The sequence below is a fragment of the Parabacteroides massiliensis genome (assembly GCF_900155425.1).
GTDB classification, from domain to species: Bacteria; Bacteroidota; Bacteroidia; order Bacteroidales; family Tannerellaceae; genus Parabacteroides; species Parabacteroides massiliensis.
On the sequence record NZ_LT700189.1, the window covers coordinates 1,368,090 to 1,391,887 of the forward strand.

A 23,798-nucleotide genomic window follows, 5' to 3' on the forward strand; every position below is an offset into this window, starting at 1 on the left:
TGCGAAACAAAAAATTGTCAATTGTCAATTATATCACCCCATCTTGCTTATTTTCTTGAGCTTGTCTTCGTCTATCAGTTTGATCTTTCGACCATCGATTGCGATAATGTGCTCAGCAACAAATGTAGACAATGTACGGATTGCATTAGACGTCGTCATGTTTGAAAGATTGGCTAAATCTTCGCGAGAAAGATAAATACTTAATGTCGCCCCATCTTCCTCCAAACCGTAACTGTCTTTCAGGAATAACAAGGATTCTGCCAAACGACCCCGGATATGTTTCTGAGTAAGGTTGACTGTTCGCTCGTCAGCAATTCCCAAATCAAGAGAAAGCTGGCGGATAAAGAACATGGCAAGGTTCGCATTGCCCATTAAAAGATCCGTAACAACAGTCATCGGAATCAGGCATACCGTCGAAGCTTCAAAAGCGGAAGCATTCGTCAAGTAATTTTCCTGAGCAAAGTTTGCCCGGTAGCCAAAGTATTGCACCGGTTTAATCATCCGAATGATCTGGCTTCGTCCGCCAACACCTTCTTTAAAGATTTTAACCTTGCCTTTTAATAAGCACATCATGTCTCTCGGTTCGTCGCCCTCGCAATATATCAACTCGTTACGTTTGAAATGCTGGATCGTCGAATTATTACGGAGAACATCCCGCTCTTTTTCGGTCAGGACTCTCCACACTTCTGCCAAACTGGCCGATAGATCGACCTCTTCTTTTTGTTGTTTAACCACGACTGCTATATAACATACTTATGAAGCACAAATGTAATACTTTTCTTTTAAAAGGTGAATAAGTTTAATATGATAAATTAATAAAATCAGAACATTTTTACTCTCTTTCACCCGGAATTTCGATTTTATTCGTTACGTTTGTAAAGAAAGAGATGATAATTTGTTGAAAAAGCATTTTAAAATAATCATTCTGCTTTTTATCGCAGTAAATGCCTTAGCTAACCCTGACGGTAGTTATGGAAATCTTTTATTGTTGGGCCGGTCTCCTAAAACAGCATCCTCCCAGCAAGGGGATTCTATTATGAAGAAGGTGATCAAACATGCCGACAAATACAAGACAATCGTTTCGCGGTACGAAGCGGAAATATATATCAAAGGCAAGGCGGAAATCCTCAAACAAAATTTCTTGATGCGTTTCGCCCACCATCTTTTCCCGGTAGACCGAAAGAACAAGGATATGATCTTCGAGATGGTCAGCCACTCCAAATTCAACACTCCGAACAACTACTTGCACAGCTTCGAAGCGATAAACGGGAACAGCATCCCCAACGGTACAAAGCAGCAGGAAGTCTTGACGTTCCTGAATCTGAATGTCTATTCGCCAACCATCTACAACGAAGGAATCATCATGCCGGTAGCCCATGAAGCATTCAAATACTACAACTTCAACCTGGAAAGCATCGAAATAACCGACAACCTGAAAATCTATAAGATACGTTTCATGCCCAAGCTATGGAGCCAAAAGCTCATTTGCGGAGATCTGTACATCACCGACAAAGACTGGCACATCGACAAGATCGACGTAAACGGACGTTTTTCCTTTGCCGAATTTAACCTGGTCATGACATTCGGACGGGATTACCGCCATTTCATCCTGCCGCAAAAGGCAGACCTCTTTCTCCGGTACCATGTGCTGGGAAATGCCATCGCCAGTTACTATCATACGTCATTCAAATACGAAGCCGTTGAATGGGTTGAAGAAGACTATGAGGATAAAAAACACCACTCTCTCGACCTGACCGGATATTACCAACTGTCTTCCGATACGATCCCGATCCTCAGCGACAGCAGCTACTGGAAGAAAAAACGGGACATTCCACTGACGCAGGAAGAAGAAAAAAAATATGAAAAGACAATCATCAGGACAACTCAAGCCGGCGACACAAGCAACATTCAGAAATACCTGAAAATAACAGAACGCCTGACCAACACCATCAACCTGGATTACAAAACAACTCGTCTGAAATACTCCGGTATCCTGAATCCTTTCCAGTTGGGCTATTCCGGGCGGAACGGTATCACCTACAGGCAACAACTCCGTTTCAGCAAGACTTTCAATAAGGACCGCCAGTTGCGTTTCCGACCGGAAGTCGGTTTCGTATTTAAACGGAAAGAATTTTTCTTCAAGTTCGAGGGAGACTGGGAATATCTCCCGGAAAAACAAGGTGCCTTGAGCCTTAGCCTCGGAAACACCAACCAGGGATATTCATCCAGGATCATGAACGAAATCAACGAACAGCTGAAAGACTCCGCCTTCAATTTCAAGGACCTGGACCAGGAATACTTCAAGCACTATTATATAGAACTCAAGAACCGGATCGAACTGTTCAACGGTTTCCAAATGACGGCCGGAATTTCCTATCACCGTCGCATGCCCACCCGAAAAAGCACCATAAGTTTAGGAAACGGCGTTACGGAGATCATCAACGAAAACTATCACGATTTTATCCCTACAATCGGTTTTTCCTACACCCCCAGACAATACTACTGGATGGACGGTTACCGGAAAGAATATCTCTACTCCTACTATCCGACCGTCTCCATCGAATTCGGGCGGGCCATACCAGGCGTATGGAAAAGCAGCGGCAATTACGGACGTGTGGAAGCCGATATCCACCAGAGCATTTATCTGGGTTTGTCGCGCCGGTTCAACTACCATATCAGTGGAGGATTCTATACGGCCCAAAAGTCAACCTACTTTGCCGACTACCGGTATTTCACACGCCACAACTTTCCCGAATCATGGGGAGGGGATGATTTCGGGGGCGTCTTCCACCAGCTAAGAAACGTGTGGTTCAATGCTTCCGACAAATATGTCCAGACACATGTCATGTACGAAAGCCCGTTCATGCTTTTCCAACTATTCAAACCGGAGGCCACCAAACATGTCATCTCCGAACGTTTTTACCTCAGCCAGTTATGGATGCCGGTCAAACCCAGCTACACGGAAATCGGATACGGTTTCGGTAACCATATCTTCAACGTAGCCGCTTTCGTCGGGTTCGACAAATTAAAATATGACGGGATCGGATTCAAGTTTGCATTCGAACTCTTCCAATAGGTTCAAAACTGTGGACGGACAATCCGAATACCGCAGTTGCGCTTGATGCCTTGCACATACTCCTGCAAGGGGTCTTCGTTCACGATCACTCGCTTTTGGGTGGTCGAGGCATGGATAAAAGTAAGTTTATCTCCTTCCCGGCAGATAATGCCGACGTGTGAGATATCCAGCCCTTTCACCGTCGTGACAAAACAAACGATATCGCCATTCCTGATTTGACCGGCATGCGCATTGATTTCATCCTGCGGGATATAATAGTGCGGACGGGCGCTGATTTCCTTTTCCTTCGCCGCCATTATCGCGATACGTTCCGGATTGCCTTTCAACTGCTTGTAGCTATCGGGGTGTGTGGACATAAAGGACAGGTCGAGCTGAAGCGGCCGCCCCCCGATCTCTTTCGTGACATCCTTCAGATAACCTTTCTTTTCGTTTTCATATATCCAGTCGGCCGTATAATGAAGACGATCCGTATAATCGAGTGTCGCATTGCCGGAATTCCGGTAACGCATCTCTTTCAAGACTGAAGCATACCCGTCAAATGTGAGGCGATGTTTGACAGACCAGACCAAAGCGGTCGTATTCTCTACCAAAGTCATACAATCCAGACCACGCAGGTTGACCACCAGTCTTTCGGGAACATCCTCCAATGTCCCTGCCACATAAGGAGTTTCCAAGAAGAAACGGGCGGTCTCCACCATCAGGTCACCTGTAGGCAAAGCCGCTTCCTCTTTCATTGCGGCACAATAACGTTCGTAAATGTCCTTATCCTCCTGGGCTTTCCCGGACAAGGAGAGAAAGGCTAAAAAGAATAAATAAAATAGTGTTCGTTTCATTTCTTGATTCAAATTCAATCCTTCTTTGCCGCCAACAGGTCTTCCAACTTCACCAACTCGTCACGGAACTGCGCAGCTTCGATAAAGTCCAGCTTCTTGGCCGCCTCCATCATCTGCTTCTTCGTCCGTTCGATCGCTTTTTCAAGCTGTTTACGGTTCATATACTGAACTACCGGATCTGCAACCAGACTGGGCTCCGGTTCCACGTAAGCATACGGTTCGCCGGTAGACGGTTGTTGTTTCTCCGCTACCAGGGAAACACTGTTTTTAATGACCTGCTTAGGTGTAATACCATGTTTTTCGTTATAAGCGAGCTGTTTTTCACGCCTGCGGGCCGTTTCGTCCATCGTCAGGCGCATGCTGTCTGTTATCTTGTCAGCGTAGAAGATTACCTTCCCGTTCACATTTCGGGCGGCACGCCCGGCTGTCTGCGTCAGCGAACGGTGCGAGCGCAGGAAACCTTCCTTATCGGCATCTAAGATGGCAACCAAAGAGACTTCCGGCAAGTCAAGCCCTTCACGTAGCAGGTTGACACCGATCAGCACATCGAACAGCCCTTTCCGCAAATCGTCCATGATCTGAATGCGCTCCAACGTATCGACATCGCTATGGATATAGTTGCAGCGGATTCCCATGCGTGTCAGGTATGTAGTCAGTTCCTCCGCCATACGTTTCGTCAAGGTCGTCACCAGTACCCGTTCGTCTACAGCGGCACGTTGCGTGATCTCCTCCATCAGGTCGTCGATCTGGTTCAGCGTCGGACGCACCTCGATAACCGGGTCGAGCAAGCCAGTCGGACGGATCACCTGGTCCACCACGATCCCTTCGCTCTTAGCCAGCTCGTAGTCGGCAGGCGTCGCACTCACGTAAATCGCCAGCGGAGTCAGCGACTCGAACTCATCGAATGTCAACGGGCGGTTATCCATCGCTGCCGGCAGACGGAAACCATAATCCACCAGGTTTTTCTTTCGGGAATAATCACCTCCGTACATCGCCCGTATCTGCGGAATCGTCACGTGGCTCTCATCGACCACCAACAGAAAGTCTTTCGGGAAATAATCGAGCAGGCAGAAAGGCCGTTCGCCCGCCTGTCTACCGTCGAAATAGCGGGAATAGTTCTCGATACCGGAGCAATGCCCCAGTTCGCGTATCATTTCCAGGTCGAACGTGACACGCTCATACAAACGTTTCGCTTCGTAAGGCTTGCCTATCTCCCGCAGGTAATTCACTTGCGTCCCCAGATCGACATCGATCTGTCCGATAGCGGTGTTGATACGTTCCTGGGTGGTCACGAAGAGGTTGGTCGGATAGATATTCAGTTCATCCTGCTCGTCTATCTCCTGCCCGGTCTGCGGATCGAACGAAGAGATACGGTCTACCTCGTCATCCCAGAACTCGATACGATAGGCTGCTCCGTCAAAAGTTTCGATAGCCGGAAAAATATCAACCGTATCGCCGTTTACACGAAAGCAGCCTCTGTTGAACTCTATTTTATTATTGACATAAAGGGCATCCACGAAACGACGCAACAGTTTATCCCGGTCTATCCGCATTCCCTTCTCCAGATGCACCACCTTCTCGGCAAAAGCTGTCGGGTCTGCCATGCCATACAGGCAGGAGACAGACGAAACGACAATAACATCCTTCCGCCCCGACAACAGCGAAGCGGTTGCACGCAGGCGAAGTTTATCGATCTCGTCGTTGATCTGCAAATCCTTTTCTATATAGGTGTCCGTCGTCGGCAGGTAAGCCTCCGGCTGGTAATAATCGTAATAGGAGACGAAATATTCGACGGCATTGTTCGGGAAAAAGGCCTTGAACTCACTGTACAACTGGGCAGCGAGGGTTTTGTTATGACTCAGGATCAAGGTCGGCTTCTGCACTTCCTTGATCACATTGGCGATAGTAAAAGTCTTTCCGGACCCTGTCACCCCTAATAAGGTCTGGAAAGGCACACCATTCTTTATACCGTCAGACAAAGCGGCTATCGCTTCCGGCTGATCGCCTGTCGGACTGAATGGAGAAGATAATTCAAAATTCATTCTTTATTTAATAGGTTATACAGTTACGCATTCAGGGAAATCCGGCCCTTCGTTTTACCGGAGTAACTCGTCCAACGAGAGATAACCAAACTGCATCTCGTCGTTCATGCTCAACAGCAAACGTTTATTGCGATCGTCATAGCAAAGCCTGACCACAGGACGGCCGACATCAAGCGTCTTCAGATAATTACCATCCAAATCGAATACCAGCAACAGAGAAGCCGTAAATCCGTCTTCCTCCTGACGATGTTTTCCGGAATAAGCCGTCACGATCTTGTCACCGCAAAACACGCCATCGATATGTTGATAGACATCATTCCACTCGCCATGCCGCCATACCGGACCATAAACATTGTATTTCAGATTTCCATCCAAATCACAGATCGTCAGCAGGTCGTCCCGCGAATAAACATCCACATAGATGCCATGCTCCATCGAAACGATGCAAGCCGCTCGTTTCTTTTTAATCTCAGGATGTTCGTAGGGCATCAGACGGACTTTCCCCGTCTGCATATTCCAACATCCGACAGCAGTTTTGAAATCATTTGTCCCGATCGGGACGATCGTCCTACCGATACAAAGCGTGTCGGAAACATAGACGACATCGCTCGGCACACGGTCTTCCGGGAAAGTACATTTGACCGCAGGCATATAGTCGGGATTGACCAGCAGGCTATCCAAGACATAGGTGTACAATTTCATCCGAGCATTATCAGGGAAGTAGAAACACCCCTTTTGTTCATTCATAATCAACACTCCGGGATTGGCTATCTCTCCCGGCCCCTGTCCTTTGTTTACCGTACTCAAAACAGGTTTATAGGTAAACCTGTCGAACAGGTGCACGATCTTATCGATAGCCGTCCAATTATACTCGACGACAATTAAATAATCGCCCAGCACATACAGTTGATTGTTATTGCCGACCAGCACGTCTCCGGTCCCGATCTCCACCACCTTGTCCAGCACATCGACCACTTTGTCCCGGCTTTTCTGATATTTTTCCTGCACCGGCGGTTGCGTACAAGACAAGCCCAGCACCATCAAGCCCCAAATCACCCCGCTCCATCGGCTCATTCCATCTTTCCTTTCATTATTCAAGTTGTTTAGGTATAACCATCCAGAGGATCAGGTAAGCGATCACACCGGAAAACACCGTAAAGATACTTAATAATATATACCCGATACGCACTAATGTAGGGTCCCAACCGAAATAATCGGCGATACCCGCACAAACACCTGCTATCATCCCGTTATTCGAACGGTAAAGTTTTTTAGGTTCTTCCATTGTTCTTTCGTTTTTTATTGTTTATCCTTTATTTTACGTTACAAATATACTTATAATACTCGATAACTATACAACACATAGCTGTTCGGTTCCGAAAGGGAAAAACGAATCCGCCCGTCCTTGTCGACCATACTGCGAAATGCTTTTCCTGCACCGAGAACCGGAGTAAATTCGACCTGTTCGCCCGGTTCGAAGAACGTATCCATATCGAATGACTCCTCCTTGTTAAACTCCCTGAACAACAGGAAATATCCTTTCTTGTCCTTCACGGACTGGAAACCACACCATGACTTACCCGAAGGCTCATCTCCCACAGGAAAGACATATCCGGTATGGAAATCATGCTGTACCGTTTTATATTTCTTGATCACTTCGCCTGTCGAAAAAGCTTCGTCCGGCAAGTTAGCTGCTTCAAACCAGGCCAATGGCTGGGCTGCCATCGTTATTGCAAACAAATAATCGAATGAATAAGTTGACGGAGCGAATTTATCACCGGTATATTTCTCCTTGTTACGCCATTTGTTCAGGAATTCGATCTGCAACGACTGGGGAGCGACATAGCGTGACAGCATCCACAGGTTACGCAGCGACCAGTACGGATAATAGTTACCCCAATCCGTATAACGGTTTTCCAAAAAGATGTTTCCATATTCATTGAAGAAGAAATATCCTCCCCTTCGTCCGGCTGTCGCGTCCAGGTTCAAGACAGCTTTCCATCCGGTCGCTTCCATCACCCGGTTATAGAGACTGCGCAGACGGCTTTCTGCCAATTTGTTATCAAAAAAAGTCCCATCGATTTTAAAGGTACGGATACCATATTTCTCATACAAGGCGATCAGCGCATCAGCATCTTTCTGCCAATCGGCATAATCATGTTGTATGCTGGGATTGAACCAAAGACACACTTCGATTCCTAACTCTTTACCACGTTTCACGATAGGCGCCAGGCCATTCGGAAAACGGATCGGATCGGGTGTCCAGTAATCCGGGTTATCCCAAATATTCTTGAAACTGCCACCATAGGCAGAGTTTGCACTACGTCCGGCCTGCCATCCGTCATCGATCTGGAAATGAGTGATTCCCAACTTGGCTGCCAGTTCCAGTTCCTTCAGACAGAAAGCCTCGTTCACACGTGTGTCTTGTCCCCTGTCGCCCCAGGTATTCAGCATCACCATCTCGTCGCGGTCTTCGAGGAACGGGCGAATGCGCATCTGGTAATTACGAAGCGCCATCCGTTTCTGTTTCTCACCTGAACGGTAGGTTCCGGTCACATAGCTATAAGCCTTTGTCCACTCATCAGTCTTTATATCCGCACTGTCGACCCCCAAACCGACCATCCGGAAAGTTCCCTCGCTCACCAGATAATCACCACCCGGATAGTAGAGCTGCACATTTGACGTAGGCGCCTCTTTCAACATGAAAAAGCCGGCTTCTTTCTCCATATTCTCTGCAAACAGCAGATTGCCACGATAGAGACAATCCCGATAAGAAAGTGCATGAACAGGGCGAACCAATGTATTAAAACGGTCGGTGACGTCAAAAAACTCCACTGCCTCCAACTGCCAGTGCTTTCCTTCCAGCATAAGCTGTTCCATCACCGGGACATTCCCGCCTTGCGAATTTTGCGTCAGTTTTTCTATATTCTGCAAGTCGGCAGGATTATCCAACGCCTTTATCCATTTCTGCGAAGCCTGTCCTTTCAGATACAATTCGCAGGCGATGGCTGGACAACCAGGATATATCTTGAGAATTTTCCTCACCTGCAAATTCCCGGCTTTATACTCCACCGTTGCACGCAGATGGTTTGTATATTGCAAAGAAGCAGGTACTTCCTCTATCCGGACAGAAGCTTCGCTCCCCTCCTTTTCCTCGCCGGGGAGGGAGAGGTCTGGCTGATTGTTCCGAAGCCGCCAAACCAAGCCATTCCCTTTATCTTCCAGTTTACAAGTAATCAGATTGCCGTTATTCCAGAGCCAGCTACGCTTGATCAAACTGTTTTCGATTGTCAGCGTGTCTTGTTTCAACTCTATCTTACAATCTTCCGCCACCTTCTTATATGATTGGACTGCAAAAGTCGGAGCGGTCAAAAATAATGAGAACAGGGTTACCCCCAACAACTGTTTTTTCATATTGATATTGAAATATTATAAATGGTTTCCTTACAGGTAGGCAGACACCTTCTTGCGGTCCGTTTCGACCGTCTCGAACTCGGAGGATACGATACTGCTTCCCATCGGGACATTCTCGTTCCGGTATTCCATCTTGCTGTAGACGATGCTGCGCGCGGATGTATGGAACTCCTTCGCTCCAGTTTCCGCTTCGATACGAGCGATGTTATTCTCCCGAACCCCGCATCCTGGCATGATAATGATGCGTCCTGCCGCACGTTTCACCAGTTCGGCAATGAGGGGAATCCCTTTCACGGCATCGGACTGCTGACCGGAAGTCAGGATACGGTCGCAACCTAATCCAATCAACTGCTCCAAAGCGGCAAAGGGGTCTCGGCAAACATCAAAAGCGCGATGGCAGGTGACAGACAGCGGCTTGGCAGCCTCGATCAGCCGGCGCATCAAAGGGACATCGATATCCCCGTCTTTCGTCAGGCAACCAAAGACCACACCGTGCACCTTCAACTGTTTGCACAGTTCGATATCCAACAACATCGACTGAATCTCTGCCGGTGTATAGAGAAAGTCGCCTCCACGCGGACGAATAATCACATTTATATCGATAGACGAAGTGAGTACTTGTGCCGTCCGGATCTCCCCGTAGCTGGGAGTCGTCCCCCCTTCCGGAATACCGGCACAAAGTTCCACACGCTTAGCCCCTCCGGCTTCTGCTTCCACACAGCTTTGCGCGGAGTTTGCACAAATTTCGATAACACGAGTCGGTTTCATAAGAATCTTACCTTTATTGTTTCTATTAGTCACAAAGATAAAACTATTATGCGAAACTTTTCTATACTCCCAATCTATACGTAAGGACATCACCCTAAATAGTTTCCCAATACACCAAAAAAATCAGAAGGTCGCTTTGGCTAATTTGACGGATTTTCTACTTTTGTACCCCCAAAGATAAACAGGTTATCATGAAATCAGAAGCTTACAAAGGGCATTTGGCCATGCTGATGGCAAACGTATTGTGGGGATGTATGTCGCCCTCTTCCAAAATTGTCTTATCCAGTGGATTAGTAAATGCAGTCTCTCTAACGACCTTCCGAATGTTGGGCGCAGCAATCGTATTTTGGATCGCATCGATCTTCACCCGTAAGGAACATGTTCCTCATGAAGACTTGAAACATCTGTTCTTCGCCGCCCTCTTCGGAATCGTATTCAACCAGGGAACCTATATATTCGGCGTGTCGTTGACTTCACCTATAGACGCAACGATCGTTGCCACTTCCACGCCCATCATCACCATGGTCATCGCCGCTTTCTATTTGAAAGAGCCGATTACGGGAACAAAGATACTCGGTATCTTTGTCGGAGCGGCAGGTGCCCTGACACTTATATTGAGCGGACAGCAGGCGGCTACAACCGGGAATGGCAGCAGTAACGTGTGGGGGGATATCCTTTGTCTGATCGCACAATGCAGTTTTTCAATTTATGTAGTTGTCTACAAAGGACTGATCGGACGGTACTCACCGGTGACGCTGATGAAATGGATGTTCACCTATTCGGCAATCTGCACGATTCCCTTCTCCTACAACAGTGTCGCAAGCATCGACTTCGCCACTCTGCCCCTGAATATCTACCTGAACATTGCGATTGTCGTATTGGGAGGAACATTCTTCGCTTACCTTCTCGTCCCGATCGGCCAACGGATTTTACGCCCGACAGTTGCGACCATGTACAATTATGTCCAGCCGATCATCGCATCCATCATTACGGTTATAGTCGGCCTGGATACGTTCGGATTGATGAAAAGCATTGCAATCGCGTTAGTATTCCTTGGAGTTTATATCGTTACACGAAGTAAATCAAGGGAACAGCTAAAACAGCTAAAAGGAGAAAAATAAAAGCGACTTCGCATCCTGTTTATAAATCGGCAGAAAGTCGAAACTACTTTCAACATTCTACACTCAACTGCTCCATCGCTTTCCAAAGGGGATCTGCAGGCACAGGAGCAACAATACTGACCGGTTGTTTCGATACAGGATGGATGAATTCGGCACTGCGGGAATGCAGGCTGATGCCGCCGTCCGGATTGGAACGGGGAAAACCGTATTTCAAATCGCCTTTGATAGGGCACCCCATCTTGGCAAGTTGGCAACGAATTTGATGATGACGGCCTGTCTTCAGGTCTATAGCCAACAAATAATAGTTGTCTGAGCGGGCAATCAGCTTATAATGCAAGATTGCTTTCTTGGCATTCGGGCGTTCCGTGTCGTAAGCATAGCTTTTGTTTTGCTTCTCGTTGCGGACCAACCAATTTACCAACTCGCCCTCTTCTGCCGGCGGGCAGTTCTTCACGATAGCCCAATAAGTCTTCTTCACCTCGCCAACCCGGAACATCTCGTTCAGACGGGCGAGCGCCTTGCTCGTTTTGGCAAATAACACGACACCGCTGACCGGGCGGTCCAAACGATGCGTAACACCGACAAAAACATTTCCAGGCTTACAATATTTTTCTTTCAGCCATACCTTCAGCATGTCCGAAAGAGGAGTATCACCGGTTTTATCTCCTTGTACAATCTCACGGCAAGTCTTGTTCACCGCTATGATATGATTATCTTCGTAAATAACCTCCATGAGTTCAGATTTATGATTTATGATTTATAATTTATGATTTATATTGGTGATGTTTGAAATCATAAATTATAAATCATAAATTTATTTACATATTCATGCCGCCATCAACTTGGATCACCTGGCCTGATACATAAGAAGACATATCGGAAGCCAGGAATGTAGCGATGTTTGCCACATCTTCAGGCGTACCGCCACGACGCAGAGGAATCTTCTTTGCCCATTCGGCCTTTACTTCTTCCGGCAGACCGGCTGTCATATCGGTAATAATGAAGCCCGGAGCGATTGCATTGGCACGGATACCGCGTGAACCCAGTTCCTGTGCGATAGACTTAGCCAAACCAATCATACCGGCCTTGGATGCCGAATAGTTACTCTGGCCGGCATTGCCGTGTACACCTACGACGGAAGCCATATTTATAATGCTGCCCGAACGCTGTTTCATCATCACCGGAGTACAAGCGTGGATAAAGTTGAAAGCCGATTTCAGGTTGACACCGATAACAGCATCCCATTGGCCTTCGCTCATACGCATCATCAGACCGTCTTTCGTGATACCCGCATTGTTCACAAGGATATCCACACGGCCGAAATCCTTTACGATTTCAGCTACGACATTGTGTGTTTCTTCGAAATTGGCAGCGTTGGAAGCATAGCCTTTTGCTTTAACACCCAATGCTTCGATTTCTTTCTGGGTAGCCAGACCATTTTCATCAATCACCAAATCTGTGAATGCGATGTTTGCTCCTTCAGAAGCGAACTTCAATGCAATCGCCTTGCCAATACCACGTGCGGCACCGGTAACAATTGCCACTTTACCTTCTAATAATTTCATATTAATTCCAATTTAAATTCAACACTTGATCAAGCATGCACCCGTAGAATAGCCACCGCCGAACACGGTAATGGCCACCAGGTCACCATTCTTGAAACTATGATCATTTTGGGCGTATACCAGTGCAGAGCTTACCGAACCGGTATTTCCCAATTCTTCAATATTATGCAGAAATTTCTCTTCCGCCAAATTGAGCTGTTTAGCTATATTGGACATGATACGCATATTGGCCTGATGACCGATGAAATATGTCAGGTTGTCCAACGTATAGCCATTCTTTTCCAACAGATAGAGCACGTTCTTCGGCATATAGGTGCAAGCCTGGATAAACACATCGCGTCCTTCCGGCATCATGATGCCGCCGTCTCGCGGACGAAGATGAACCGCATCCGGTGCCTTGCCCAGGTAACCGAGTCCTTGTGTATATACTTCTACAATTTCGGAATCCTTTTCCGAAATGCGCTCTTTCGAAATGAAGAAAGCCGCTGCCGCATCGCCCCAAAGATGGCCTGCTTTCGGATCTGTTTCGTTATAGTAGGCAGAGTTCTTGTCGGCAGAAAGGACCAATGCTTTTGTCGCTTTTCCCATGGCAAAATATCCTTCCACAACTTCCAGTGCATTCAAAAATGAAGAACAGGCGGAAGAAAGATAGAGCGCTTTTGCATTTTCAATATTGAATTCATGCTGAGCAAGATGAGCCGCAGTCGCTACCGTATCGTACGGAGAATAAGAGGCTGAAATAATCAAATCCACATCCGTAATATCATACGGTAATTTAGGTAGAGCGTTACGAACAGCTTCCATACTCATAGTATTGATATTTTCCTCCGCTTTCGCCTTAGACCGGGAACGAATCCCTGTACGCTGTTCAATCCATTCACTGGTTAGCCCGTTTAACTCTAAAAAATGTTGGTTATCGACCCGTTCTTCAGGTACATAAAACCCTGTTGCATTAATAAACATTCCTCAGTTTCGTGTTACTTTATCTTTATACCATTGAATATCAAATTCATTACATTATCTCTCCGTTTAATCCGCTGGCTGATATTATCCCCCATGATTCCACGTATGTACGGAACTTCCAACCCCTTCAAGGCATGGTGAAGGACGACCGCCGTAATCTCGGTATCAGGCATCGCAAAAATACCTTCCTTCACCCCGGCTTCCAAAATTCCCTGTATCAGTTCCGTCTCACGGATATCGAAATTCTTCCTGATCTTCTCCACCCGCCAAATATCACGAAAAAAATTAGCTTTCAATGTCCCGTTACGAAACACCAGCGCCTTGATAGCATCCAATCTTGCATAAAGAAACGTCATCAACTTCTCGTCTGCCGGTAAGTCTTTCGCCGCTACATCCTGCAGCATCTTGTATAGTTGGTCCAGCTCGGACTCGACTACAGCCAGATAAATTTCATTTTTACTTTTAAAATAGGTGTAAAGCGTGCGCCTTCCCTTTTTGGATGCCTGTGCAATATCGTTCATTGTCGTATTATCCACCCCCATGCGGGCAAACAATTGTCTGGCCACATCCACCAACATCTCACGTGTTTTAGAAACTGTCATCGGCATTCGTATTGCACATTTTGATTAAAACTGTGCGCAAAAGTACCGGAAAAAATAATAACTACCAAAAACATACTTACATTTTATCCAAACGAACCTTTATAATAGAGATATGGACCAATTGCTTGCTAAAAGAACGGGGTTATTCCCCTAAAATCGTTCCCGATATTTCTTCCAACTGAAAAATAAAGATGAAAAAACGAAGAAAATTGCCGAAAAATTTGTTTTCTTAAAAAGAAATCGTACTTTTGCACTCGCAATCAGGAAATGATAGCAACTATATCGCGGAGTGGAGCAGTGGTAGCTCGTTGGGCTCATAACCCAAAGGTCGTAAGTTCGAGTCTTGCCTCCGCAACTCATCAAGCCTTTGATTCTTTAGAATCGGAGGCTTTTTTACTTTCCCTAAAATTTATTAGACCTATTTAAATTTGAAATGAACTCTCCGGCACATTTGTTGTTATTCTATATATGTATTAAAAATCAAAAAAAGAAGTAGACTTAATAACATATATAAATATGGCTTATATAGATTATTACAAAATTTTGGGAGTAGACAAAAGCGCTTCGCAGGATGACGTCAAAAAGGCGTACAAAAAGCTTGCGCGGAAATACCATCCCGATTTGAATCCGAATGACCCCGATGCTCACCGCAAGTTTCAGGAAATAAATGAAGCCAACGAGGTGCTCAGCGACCCGGAGAAACGGAAGAAATACGACCAGTATGGAGAAAACTGGAAACACGCCGATGAATTCGAAGCCCAGCAACAGCAATATCGCCAATACCAGAACGGACAAGGCGGAGGAACCTACTGGAGCAGTTCAGGCGATGGAAGCGAATTCTCAGACTTCTTCGAACAGATGTTCGGAGGTATGGGTGGCAGAAGTGGACGCAGCAGTAGAAGCAGTTATAGTTTCCGCGGACAGGATTACACGACAGAGTTGCAGGTCTCTTTGTCAGATGCTGCCAAAACGCACAAACAGATCATCAGCGTAAACGGCAAGAACCTGCGTATCACAATTCCGGCAGGTATTGCCGACGGACAGACCATCAAGTTGAAAGGACAGGGCGGACCGGGTGTAAACGGCGGACCGGCAGGCGATTTGTATATCACCTTCCACATTCCGGAAGACAGTCGGTTCAAACGGGTAGGCGATGACTTGTACGTTACCGCTCCTTTAAATCTGTACACGGCAATTCTCGGTGGCGAGCAGATTGTCGAGACAATGGACAGCAAAGTCAAGCTCAAGATTAAACCGGGAACCCAAAACAACACGAAAGTGAGGTTGAAAGGAAAAGGTTTCCCTGTTTATAAGGAAGAAGGGAAGTTCGGTGACATGATAGTAACCTACTCTATCGACATCCCGACCAATCTGACGGACAAACAAAAAGATTTGTTCCGCGAAATACAAAGTCTTAATTAAAAAACGAGATTGTTATGCAAACAGATTTAATCATAGTCAATGAATACTGCCGGATATGCCATATCGAGCCATCGTTTCTCTACCTGCTGCAAAAAGGCGGCCTGATAGAGATCGATACTGTAGAAGGGGAAAGCTACCTGCCCGCCTCCCAATTGTATGACGTAGAACGATATACGCGTATGTATTACGACCTGTCTATCAACATAGAGGGAATAGATGCCATTCATCATTTACTGGGCCGGGTAGAGTCCTTGCAACAGGAGGTTAATCGGTTGAAAAGTAAACTGAGGCTATACGAAACAGAAAATCATGATTCGATAGAAGATTTATAAACTATCAAAATGCAGTTTATAAAGGCATCAGAGTCGGGGTACAAGAATATTTTACAATCTATTTGTAAATAAATTTGGATTATAAGAATATTTTTGTACCTTTGCACACGCAATCAGGAATGATAACAACTATATCGCGGAGTGGAGCAGTGGTAGCTCGTTGGGCTCATAACCCAAAGGTCGTAAGTTCGAGTCTTGCCTCCGCAACTTTTTGAGGAATAAGCATAAAAGGCGACGTACAGTCAATGTATGTCGCCTTTTTGTTATTTTACGGCATATCAAATGCTTAGCTTACTCTTCTACACGCAAAAATAATGTAGGGATGATACCTACATGTAGGGATGAACGCAAAAGTTTCAATAAATATTTTTCGTGAAACTAAAGTTTCAAATAGTTTCTGCCTTTGAAACCTTAGTTTCAACCGAGGAAACTTTTGTTTCATCGGTCGAAACTTTTGTTTCCTCGGTTGAAACTTTTGTTTCGACCGCGAACACTTCAGTTTCGACCGCAGACATTTCAGTTTCGACCGCGAACACTTTTGTTTCGACCGCAGACATTTTTGTTTCAAAGCTTGAAAATAAGAAAGGTTTCCTTTTTTTATTTACCTTTGTTTCCATATAAAAAAGGAACATGAGTCAGATAGAATTGATCCTGAGCCGCCACGGCGAGACGGAAGAAAACAAACGACATATTATGCAAGGCCAACTTCCCGGCCACCTGTCGGAACAGGGTAAACAGCAGGCCGAGGCACTGGCTGAAATGCTGGACAAGGAAGAATTGGACGTGATCGTGTGCAGCGACCTCGCACGCAGTTATGACACGGCAATGGCCGTTGCCCGGCGGAAAGGATTACAACCGGTGGCGACACCCCTCCTTCGTGAAATGGACTGGGGCATATATACCGGAAAAATAGCGGATGAAATGGATTTTACGACACTACCCGAAAGCGTGGAGACTATAGACGCCTTGTATAAAAGAGCGGGGGATTTTGTCAATTTCCTGAAAAAGGAATTTCCGGGGAAACGGATTCTGGCAATCGGACATGGCGGCTTCAATCGTGCCATCATCGCGCAGTTAGAGAAACTGCCTACGGAGAAGATACTGACTTTACCGATCATGAAGAACACGGCATGCCTGCGTTTCACGCTGCCGTAATCTTCAGATGGTCTATTTTTTCAGCAATATGCTTTTATATCTGGGGATGAACTACACAGAAAGTACCCGATGATTTGCTAACTAACTTATCATCACAATAAATCTCACATTCACAAAAGTGGAGATGTCTTCCCGGTTTCACCACATAGCCTTTTGCAATCAATTCTTCTCCCCAAGCCGCCCGTAAAAAGGATATTTTAAGTTCGGCGGTCAGTACGTCGCGATCCAAAGGCAGCATCGTGTAAGCGGCAAAACCGGCAATCGTATCGGCAAGAGCTGCCAGGACACCCCCATGAATAACACCGCTATACTGCCGCTGTTCATCGTGCAAAGGCATGCGGGCCTCTACCCTTCCCTCTTCCACCACCGTAAAATCAATTCCTAAATGATTGACATACGGATTCGTATTCACACGGCTTATCAGCCGTTCCTTTACTTCCTGATCCATATATTATATTATCCGGTTCTTTAAATCCTTAGCGAAAGGTGATCGTACAATTTTCCAGGCTGTCGATAATGGCAAGGCTCTCCACACGAACATTCGCTGCATTCAGCACATCGCGTCCTTTTTGAAATGCCTTTTCAATGATAAAGCCCATTCCTTCCAACTTGGCTCCAGACTGTTTCACCAGGTCAAGTACTCCCATAGCTGCATTGCCATACGCCAGGAAGTCATCTATAAAGAGAATGTGGTCGTCGGGGGTCAGAAAGTTATTACTGATACACACCGTATAATCGCGGTCTTTCGTAAACGAATGAACAACGGTAGACAACATATTCTCCATCGTCTTCGGCTGTTTTTTCTTTATGAAAACAACCGGCAGATGCATGATATATCCCACCATGATAGCCGGAGCGATGCCACTTGCTTCTATCGTCACAATTTTATTGATATCTGTATCCCGAAAACGGTAAATAAATTCTTCTGCCACTTTATAAAGCAACATCGGATCCATCTGATGATTGATAAAACTGTCAACCTTTAAAATTCCACCCGGAAAACATCTGCCATCCTGCAGAATACGTTGTTTAAGTAATTCCATTTTTATTCTGTTTTATCTTCTTTGACTCGTATCAATACATTCGCGAAAATAGCGGCAAGCCCTCCGGTCGTGATCCCGGAAGAAAAGATGCCTTTTATAGCTTCAGGTGCCGTATTCAGGATATCCGGCATCAGCTCCACCCCTAAACCAAGCGAAAGACTGACTGCCAAAACCAAAGTCGCTTTCCGGTTTATTTCCTGCGAGGCGATAATCCGTATGCCGGCAGCCGCAACCGTACCGAACATCAACAAAGTCGCCCCACCCAGCACGGGATCCGGCATCAAGGAAAAGACTACTCCGACAATCGGGAACAGTCCCAGCAGCACCAGCATACCGGCAATATAATATCCGACATACCGGCTGGCAACTCCCGTCAACTGGATAATACCATTATTCTGTGCAAAGATCGAATTGGGAAAAGAGTTGAAAACTCCGGCAATAAAGGAGTTTACCCCATCCGCCAGCACACCCCCCGAAACACGCTTCAGGTAGCCCTCTCCTTCTATTGACTTACCTGAAATCATCGAGTTGGCCGTCACATCGCCGGTAGCCTCGATCGCCGTAATCAGATACACCAGACCAATAGCGACAAAGGCGGAAAAATTCAGGTCCAAACCATATTTGAAAGGCATCGGGATATTGAATCCCATCAAACTTTGCGAAGAAGCGGCTGCCATATCGACCATACCGAGAAAGTAGGCCAGCACATAACCGATACACAATCCCAACACAATCGAACTCATACGAAGGTATTTGTTCTTGCACCGGTTAAAGAACAAGACACTCAATAATACTATCGCAGCCACCCCTATATTCCGGATGCTTCCGAACGTTCCGTTATCCATCGCGCCATACCCGCCGCCACAAGAAACGACTCCTACCTTGATCAGGCTAAGCCCGATCAGCAGCACCACGATACCCGATACCAGCGGAGTAATGATGGACCGCATATACTTAAATGTCCGGCTAATCACCATCTCGATCGGAGCAGCCGCAATACACGCCCCGAATATAAGAGGTAATCCACCTGCCAACCCTGCCGTTATGATCGGGCCGATAAAAGAAAAACTCGTCCCTTGGATACAAAGCAACTTCGCTCCTACCGGACCAATCCGACGACATTGTATGAATGTCGAGACACCGGAAGCAAAAAGAGCCATCGAAACCAAGAAACCGGTCGTTTCAAGATCCAGTTTCAAGGCACCGGCAATAATCAACGGCGGAGTAATGATCGCCACAAAGATCGCTAACAAATGTTGTAAAGCAGCAAACATTGCTTCCTTAAAAGGAGGACGGTCGTCTATACCGTAAATCAGATCGGTTTTTCCAACTGGCTTAATCGTTTCATCCAGTTCTTTCGGGTTCAAATTCATACTTCTATACGTCTGTTACAAATTCAATTCTTTTAATGTTTCCCCTTTCGTATTCAGCACACGAAGAGTCATTTGTTTTCCTTTCTTCTGCAAAACCATCACCGTAGCGCCATCCATCCGGTAACCGCCTCCCACGATGACAGGATAACCGTTGCCATTCGCACCTTTGGGAATATAAGCAAAACGATGAGTGTGCGCATTTAGACCGACTGCAAACGGAGCTTTCTCAAGAAGTGCTCCCCACTCGTCACGACAAGGATTATACGAATCATAATCATCTCCTCTTCCAAAGATTGGGACATGATGGATCAGCACCCGTTTGGTTGCTTTCTTGAAAGCCTTGGACGCCAACTCTTCCTTGAGGAAACCCGCCTGTGCCTTACGCAAGTCCGAAAAATCGTTCAACCCATAATACACCCAATGCGTATCCGGCTTGTCTTCACCGCAATCCAACATGACGAAACGCGTATCACCCCAGTTGAAAGCACCGTAAGTCTTATCGCCCACATAGTCGAAAAGGCTGCGCAAGCCGATCGAATAGGCATTGCGTATTTCATGGTTTCCGCGGATATAGAATACAGGAACCCGACTGGCTCCAACCGTTTCATTCAGTTCGCTGAGAAAATGGGTCGCCTCGTCATGGTTGGCCGGGTCATCGATGCAGTCGCCATTAAAAATAACAAAATCATATTTCAAATCCTTCACCTGTCTATATAACGCCTGCAAAGTCTCGGAATGTTTGTGCAGATCGTTAAATATAATGGCAGTAAAATCGGTATCTGTCGCAGCAGGCAAGGTAAAAGTATGGAAATCGGAGACGGCCGTTTCGCCAAACACCTTCTTATAAGCCTGATAAAGCATGATTTCCTGCGAACAAATCCGATAATAATAGGTTTTTCCCGGTTCCAAACCGTCCAACCTGATTTTATTTTGCAGACCGTTGCAGATCACTTGCCCGTCCACAATCGTACGAGCCCTTTGCAGATGTTCCTTATCGGTTCCATATTCCACCCAACTATAAGTAGGGACAGTAGTCTGCCACATGACCGTAATCCCGTTTCCTACGGGATTCTGCAAGTAAGGTTCCGTACGGAATATCTTGGCTGCAGGTTGGTTGAAGATAATATCCGTAAGGACCGGACGATGGTCGGAAGCAGCCGGTTCGTCCCATACACGGGCTGAAATACGGGTAAAGGCTGTCGTATCTTTGGCATAGGCAGCGATGTAATCAATTGTTTCGTCGGGTTTATCCGCCGGGAAAGTAGGTTTCTTCGTATCCGTCAGAATCACAAAATCGTTCTGTAACTGCCGGATAAATTCCGAATCGGGATGTGCATTCATATCACCGGCAATAAAGAAAGGCTTGTTTGCCGAAGCCGCCACCTGCTTGATGACCGGCAGGGAAAGCATCCGGTCTTCCTCCGTCAGCGAAAGATGCGTACAACAGTAGATATACTTTTCAAATTCCACGACAAGCAGTGCACGGGCTTCTTCTCTTCCCGGCAAGGACAGGTAGTGATAACCGAGGGGCTTCTCCTTGCTCAACATACCGATTCCGTACTTTCCACCGTCATAATCGATTGCCGGAGCGTACATATGATGCATCAAAGTGAGTTCGGCAATTTCGCGCAAGACATCTTTTCCTCCGCTACGGCCTGTCACACTGTCAATCTCCTGGACAGCCACGACATCCGGACAAACCTTATTAATCACTTCCGCCGTACGCCGGAAATCGGCCACATTGTCCATTCCCCTGCCACTACGGATGTTATAACTCATAATACGCAACGTATTATTCTCGCGCTCGCTTCTCTCCTTAGAATGGATTCTCCCCAGAGGCAACAGCAATATCAATACTGCAGCCAACCAAACCGCCTGTTTCATTTTATCGCCAGATTTATAGATTAGGACACAAAAGTAACAACTTTCCATGAGTCCGACAAGATAAATCATTGTCGGGCCTCCATACACCGATATTTTATTTTACAATAACGAAGAAGAGGATTCTTTAAATATGCCATCCAACGTCCGTATCATCTCGTCGATATCCTCATCCGTCGTGTCCCATGAAGTAACAAAGCGCGCCTCATTGGCCTCTTCATTCCACATATAAAAGAAATATTTTTCTTGCAATTTCTTTAATGGTTCCGTAGGAATGGTAAAGAAAAGCTGGTTGGATTCTATTTTCTGGGTAAACCGTATCTGCGGATACTTTTTCAAGGCTTCTGCCAACCGGTAAGCACGATTGTTGGCATTCCGTGCGTTTTCCAGCCACAGGTCATTTTCCAGATAAGGGATAAACTGGCAGGAAAGATAGCGTAGTTTGGAAGCCAATTGAGCAGATTGCTTTCTAAAATACTGCAAATTCCCGGTTATCTCCGGACGGAAAGAAACGACCGCTTCCCCCATCATCATTCCATTCTTGGTTCCTCCCAAACTAAGGATATCCACCCCGGCATCGACAGTCACCTCACGCATCGAACAATTCAGGTAAGCACAAGCGTTTGCCAGACGTGCCCCATCCATATGCAAATACATATCATAAGCATGCAACAGATCGGCAATTGCCTTTACCTCCTCGATCGTATAAACCGTCCCCAGTTCGGAAACTTGTGAAATATAAACGGCTTTCGGTTGCGAATGATGGCAGACGCCGAAATTATGCAGGTGAGATTTGATCAATTCCGGCGTCAGTTTTCCATCCCGAGTCGGAATCGTCACGACAGCACAGCCGGTCATACGGGCAGGAGCGCCACACTCGTCCACATTGATGTGAGCCGTTTCAGCACACAAAATACTATTGAACGGACGTGTCACAGCCTGCAATGCCACAGAGTTGGCACCCGTTCCGTTAAAAACAAAAAAAGGCGATGCCATTTCGCCAAACACGTCTTTTATTTTCGCAGTAGCAGCTGCTGTCCAAGGATCATCGCCATATCCTGCCGCATGATTATCGTTCGCCTTTATTACGGCCTCCATCACCAAAGGATGAACTCCTGAATTGTTATCACTTGCAAAACTTCTCATCTCAGTTTAAAATTTTGCGCCAAAAGTAATAAAAATATTTGCAAATATGACATTTTTTCCGAAAGTACGAACTATCAGCGACAATTTTGTAATATAAAAGAGGATGCAAGTGCATAATTCAATAAAAAACAGCATCAAACAATGAAAAATCATAGTGCCGATTCCGTACTTGCGGGCGAGTAACCGAACTTCGCCTTGTAGCTACGCGAGAAAAAAGCCACGCCGGAGAAACCGACCTCCATCGCCACATCCTGTATCTTCCTTTTTCCCTCCGAAAGCATCCGGTGGGCTTCTGAAAGCCGCTTGTCTATCAGCCATTTCTGCGGAGAGGTGTTCGTCACTTTCTTGAAATCGCGCTTGAACGTGGAAAGGCTACGCCCTGTATAGTTTGCCAGTTCCTCCATGCTGAGATCGTACATATAATTCTCGTTCATGAAAGCCATAAGGTCTATTTTCCACGGTTCGGTGAAATCGAACAGAGATGCGTAAACGTTCTTGTCTGTCTTCAGTACGACACGCAACCCTTCGTTTATTTTCAGTTTTATCCATTCCTCATCGGGAGCGGTAAGGGAATCATAATAGGGACGTATCGACTCGAAAAGGCTGACCACATCGGGACGGACGGGGATTTTCAACACGCTTGCCTTGCTACGTTTGGCATCAGTGGGCAAAGAGTCCTTGTCCATCTTTCGATAGTAGTCCATCAAGAAATTCCGGGAGAACGCCAATGCCACGGAAGTATACGGCTTGCCGTCCTTCGCGCAATGTTTGTGCATACTGACACGGTTGTCTTTCCGGACAAAAGCACACTCCCCTTCATGGAAACGGGTAAACCTCCCGTTTTCCTCTATTTCCATCTCACCTGAATGCAGATAAAACAGTGTATGATCTTTGACTGTAAAGGTACATACCCTGTCTGTTTCGTGCAGATAGGTGAGAAATATGTTCGAGTAGTTTATTATCTTATATTCTTCCATGCCTCGTTCTTTTCCACAAAGGTAGCTAAAAAAGAATAGATTAGAGGATAAACCCGAATTTCTTTTCAACATGATATACTGTCTT

Annotated in this window: 23 protein-coding genes and 2 tRNA genes; 7 read left to right on the forward strand and 18 right to left on the reverse strand. The window is 46.2% G+C overall.

Annotated elements, in window-relative coordinates; genetic code table 11:
* Positions 1-33: 33 nt before the first annotated feature.
* Positions 34-735, reverse strand: coding sequence for a Crp/Fnr family transcriptional regulator (locus BQ9893_RS05815; RefSeq protein WP_075965138.1), 702 nt, complete (start codon positions 733-735; stop codon positions 34-36).
* Between the two features lie 163 nt (positions 736-898).
* Here BQ9893_RS05815 and BQ9893_RS05820 point away from each other — a divergent pair, with 163 nt between their 5' ends.
* A complete protein-coding gene (locus tag BQ9893_RS05820; RefSeq protein WP_244155064.1) occupies positions 899-3,076 on the forward strand; it encodes a DUF5686 family protein in 2,178 nt (725 codons plus the stop codon).
* Between the two features lie 2 nt (positions 3,077-3,078).
* Here the strand turns inward: BQ9893_RS05820 and BQ9893_RS05825 are convergent, their stop codons facing one another.
* The 6 genes from BQ9893_RS05825 to BQ9893_RS05850 are packed head-to-tail and all read right to left on the reverse strand — an operon-like array spanning position 3,079 to position 10,133.
* On the reverse strand, positions 3,079-3,909 hold the full coding sequence (locus BQ9893_RS05825; RefSeq protein WP_075965434.1) for an N-acetylmuramoyl-L-alanine amidase-like domain-containing protein: 831 nt from the start codon (positions 3,907-3,909) through the stop codon (positions 3,079-3,081).
* Positions 3,910-3,923: 14 nt separating this feature from the next.
* Complete coding sequence (gene uvrB, locus BQ9893_RS05830) at positions 3,924-5,951, reverse strand: excinuclease ABC subunit UvrB (protein WP_075965140.1); 2,028 nt, start codon at positions 5,949-5,951, stop codon at positions 3,924-3,926.
* A 54-nt stretch (positions 5,952-6,005) separates the two neighbouring features.
* The gene (locus tag BQ9893_RS05835) at positions 6,006-7,025 is read right to left on the reverse strand and encodes a hypothetical protein (protein WP_075965141.1); all 1,020 of its coding nucleotides are present in this window, start codon (positions 7,023-7,025) and stop codon (positions 6,006-6,008) included.
* A gap of 16 nt (positions 7,026-7,041) precedes the next feature.
* Entirely contained in the window at positions 7,042-7,236 is a 195-nt protein-coding gene (locus BQ9893_RS05840; protein WP_075965142.1) for a PspC domain-containing protein, read from the reverse strand.
* Positions 7,237-7,286: 50 nt separating this feature from the next.
* On the reverse strand, positions 7,287-9,365 hold the full coding sequence (locus BQ9893_RS05845) for an alpha-galactosidase (protein WP_075965143.1): 2,079 nt from the start codon (positions 9,363-9,365) through the stop codon (positions 7,287-7,289).
* 30 nt (positions 9,366-9,395) lie between these two features.
* Positions 9,396-10,133, reverse strand: coding sequence for a copper homeostasis protein CutC (locus tag BQ9893_RS05850; protein ID WP_075965144.1), 738 nt, complete (start codon positions 10,131-10,133; stop codon positions 9,396-9,398).
* A gap of 191 nt (positions 10,134-10,324) precedes the next feature.
* Here BQ9893_RS05850 and BQ9893_RS05855 point away from each other — a divergent pair, with 191 nt between their 5' ends.
* A complete protein-coding gene (locus BQ9893_RS05855; RefSeq protein ID WP_075965145.1) occupies positions 10,325-11,254 on the forward strand; it encodes a DMT family transporter in 930 nt (309 codons plus the stop codon).
* A gap of 49 nt (positions 11,255-11,303) precedes the next feature.
* Here the strand turns inward: BQ9893_RS05855 and BQ9893_RS05860 are convergent, their stop codons facing one another.
* The 4 genes from BQ9893_RS05860 to BQ9893_RS05875 all read right to left on the reverse strand — a co-directional run bounded on the left by BQ9893_RS05860 (position 11,304) and on the right by BQ9893_RS05875 (position 14,390).
* Entirely contained in the window at positions 11,304-11,987 is a 684-nt protein-coding gene (locus BQ9893_RS05860; protein ID WP_075965146.1) for an RluA family pseudouridine synthase, read from the reverse strand.
* Between the two features lie 85 nt (positions 11,988-12,072).
* Positions 12,073-12,819 (reverse strand): 3-oxoacyl-[acyl-carrier-protein] reductase, encoded by a 747-nt coding sequence (fabG, locus tag BQ9893_RS05865; RefSeq protein WP_075965147.1) that lies wholly within the window; start codon positions 12,817-12,819, stop codon positions 12,073-12,075.
* 18 nt (positions 12,820-12,837) lie between these two features.
* Positions 12,838-13,782, reverse strand: a complete 945-nt coding sequence (locus BQ9893_RS05870) for a 3-oxoacyl-ACP synthase III family protein (RefSeq protein WP_075965148.1) — start codon at positions 13,780-13,782, stop codon at positions 12,838-12,840.
* Between the two features lie 14 nt (positions 13,783-13,796).
* Positions 13,797-14,390: a TetR/AcrR family transcriptional regulator gene (locus tag BQ9893_RS05875; protein ID WP_005641117.1), complete on the reverse strand. Its 594-nt coding sequence runs from the start codon at positions 14,388-14,390 to the stop codon at positions 13,797-13,799.
* Between the two features lie 277 nt (positions 14,391-14,667).
* Here BQ9893_RS05875 and BQ9893_RS05880 point away from each other — a divergent pair.
* From BQ9893_RS05880 to BQ9893_RS05895, 4 genes are all read left to right on the forward strand, one after another.
* Positions 14,668-14,739 (forward strand) — tRNA-Met (locus BQ9893_RS05880).
* 161 nt (positions 14,740-14,900) lie between these two features.
* A complete protein-coding gene (locus BQ9893_RS05885; protein WP_075965149.1) occupies positions 14,901-15,806 on the forward strand; it encodes a DnaJ C-terminal domain-containing protein in 906 nt (301 codons plus the stop codon).
* Positions 15,807-15,820: 14 nt separating this feature from the next.
* Entirely contained in the window at positions 15,821-16,138 is a 318-nt protein-coding gene (locus tag BQ9893_RS05890) for a chaperone modulator CbpM (protein ID WP_075965150.1), read from the forward strand.
* A 135-nt stretch (positions 16,139-16,273) separates the two neighbouring features.
* Positions 16,274-16,345, forward strand: a tRNA-Met gene (locus BQ9893_RS05895).
* 179 nt (positions 16,346-16,524) lie between these two features.
* Here the strand turns inward: BQ9893_RS05895 and BQ9893_RS05900 are convergent.
* The gene (locus BQ9893_RS05900; RefSeq protein WP_139322565.1) at positions 16,525-16,755 is read right to left on the reverse strand and encodes a hypothetical protein; all 231 of its coding nucleotides are present in this window, start codon (positions 16,753-16,755) and stop codon (positions 16,525-16,527) included.
* A gap of 13 nt (positions 16,756-16,768) precedes the next feature.
* Here BQ9893_RS05900 and BQ9893_RS05905 point away from each other — a divergent pair, with 13 nt between their 5' ends.
* A complete protein-coding gene (locus BQ9893_RS05905; RefSeq protein ID WP_075965152.1) occupies positions 16,769-17,293 on the forward strand; it encodes a histidine phosphatase family protein in 525 nt (174 codons plus the stop codon).
* A 34-nt stretch (positions 17,294-17,327) separates the two neighbouring features.
* Here BQ9893_RS05905 and BQ9893_RS05910 read toward each other — a convergent pair whose 3' ends face one another.
* The 6 genes from BQ9893_RS05910 to BQ9893_RS05935 form a co-directional block, all read right to left on the reverse strand.
* Complete coding sequence (locus BQ9893_RS05910; RefSeq protein ID WP_075965153.1) at positions 17,328-17,741, reverse strand: PaaI family thioesterase; 414 nt, start codon at positions 17,739-17,741, stop codon at positions 17,328-17,330.
* 28 nt (positions 17,742-17,769) lie between these two features.
* A complete protein-coding gene (gene xpt / locus BQ9893_RS05915; protein ID WP_075965154.1) occupies positions 17,770-18,336 on the reverse strand; it encodes a xanthine phosphoribosyltransferase in 567 nt (188 codons plus the stop codon).
* A gap of 2 nt (positions 18,337-18,338) precedes the next feature.
* Positions 18,339-19,709: a nucleobase:cation symporter-2 family protein gene (locus BQ9893_RS05920; protein WP_075965155.1), complete on the reverse strand. Its 1,371-nt coding sequence runs from the start codon at positions 19,707-19,709 to the stop codon at positions 18,339-18,341.
* Between the two features lie 15 nt (positions 19,710-19,724).
* The gene (locus BQ9893_RS05925; RefSeq protein WP_075965435.1) at positions 19,725-21,593 is read right to left on the reverse strand and encodes an endonuclease/exonuclease/phosphatase family protein; all 1,869 of its coding nucleotides are present in this window, start codon (positions 21,591-21,593) and stop codon (positions 19,725-19,727) included.
* A gap of 99 nt (positions 21,594-21,692) precedes the next feature.
* Positions 21,693-22,736, reverse strand: coding sequence for a threonine aldolase family protein (locus tag BQ9893_RS05930; RefSeq protein ID WP_075965156.1), 1,044 nt, complete (start codon positions 22,734-22,736; stop codon positions 21,693-21,695).
* A gap of 149 nt (positions 22,737-22,885) precedes the next feature.
* On the reverse strand, positions 22,886-23,713 hold the full coding sequence (locus tag BQ9893_RS05935; protein ID WP_075965157.1) for a helix-turn-helix domain-containing protein: 828 nt from the start codon (positions 23,711-23,713) through the stop codon (positions 22,886-22,888).
* Positions 23,714-23,798: the final 85 nt, after the last annotated feature.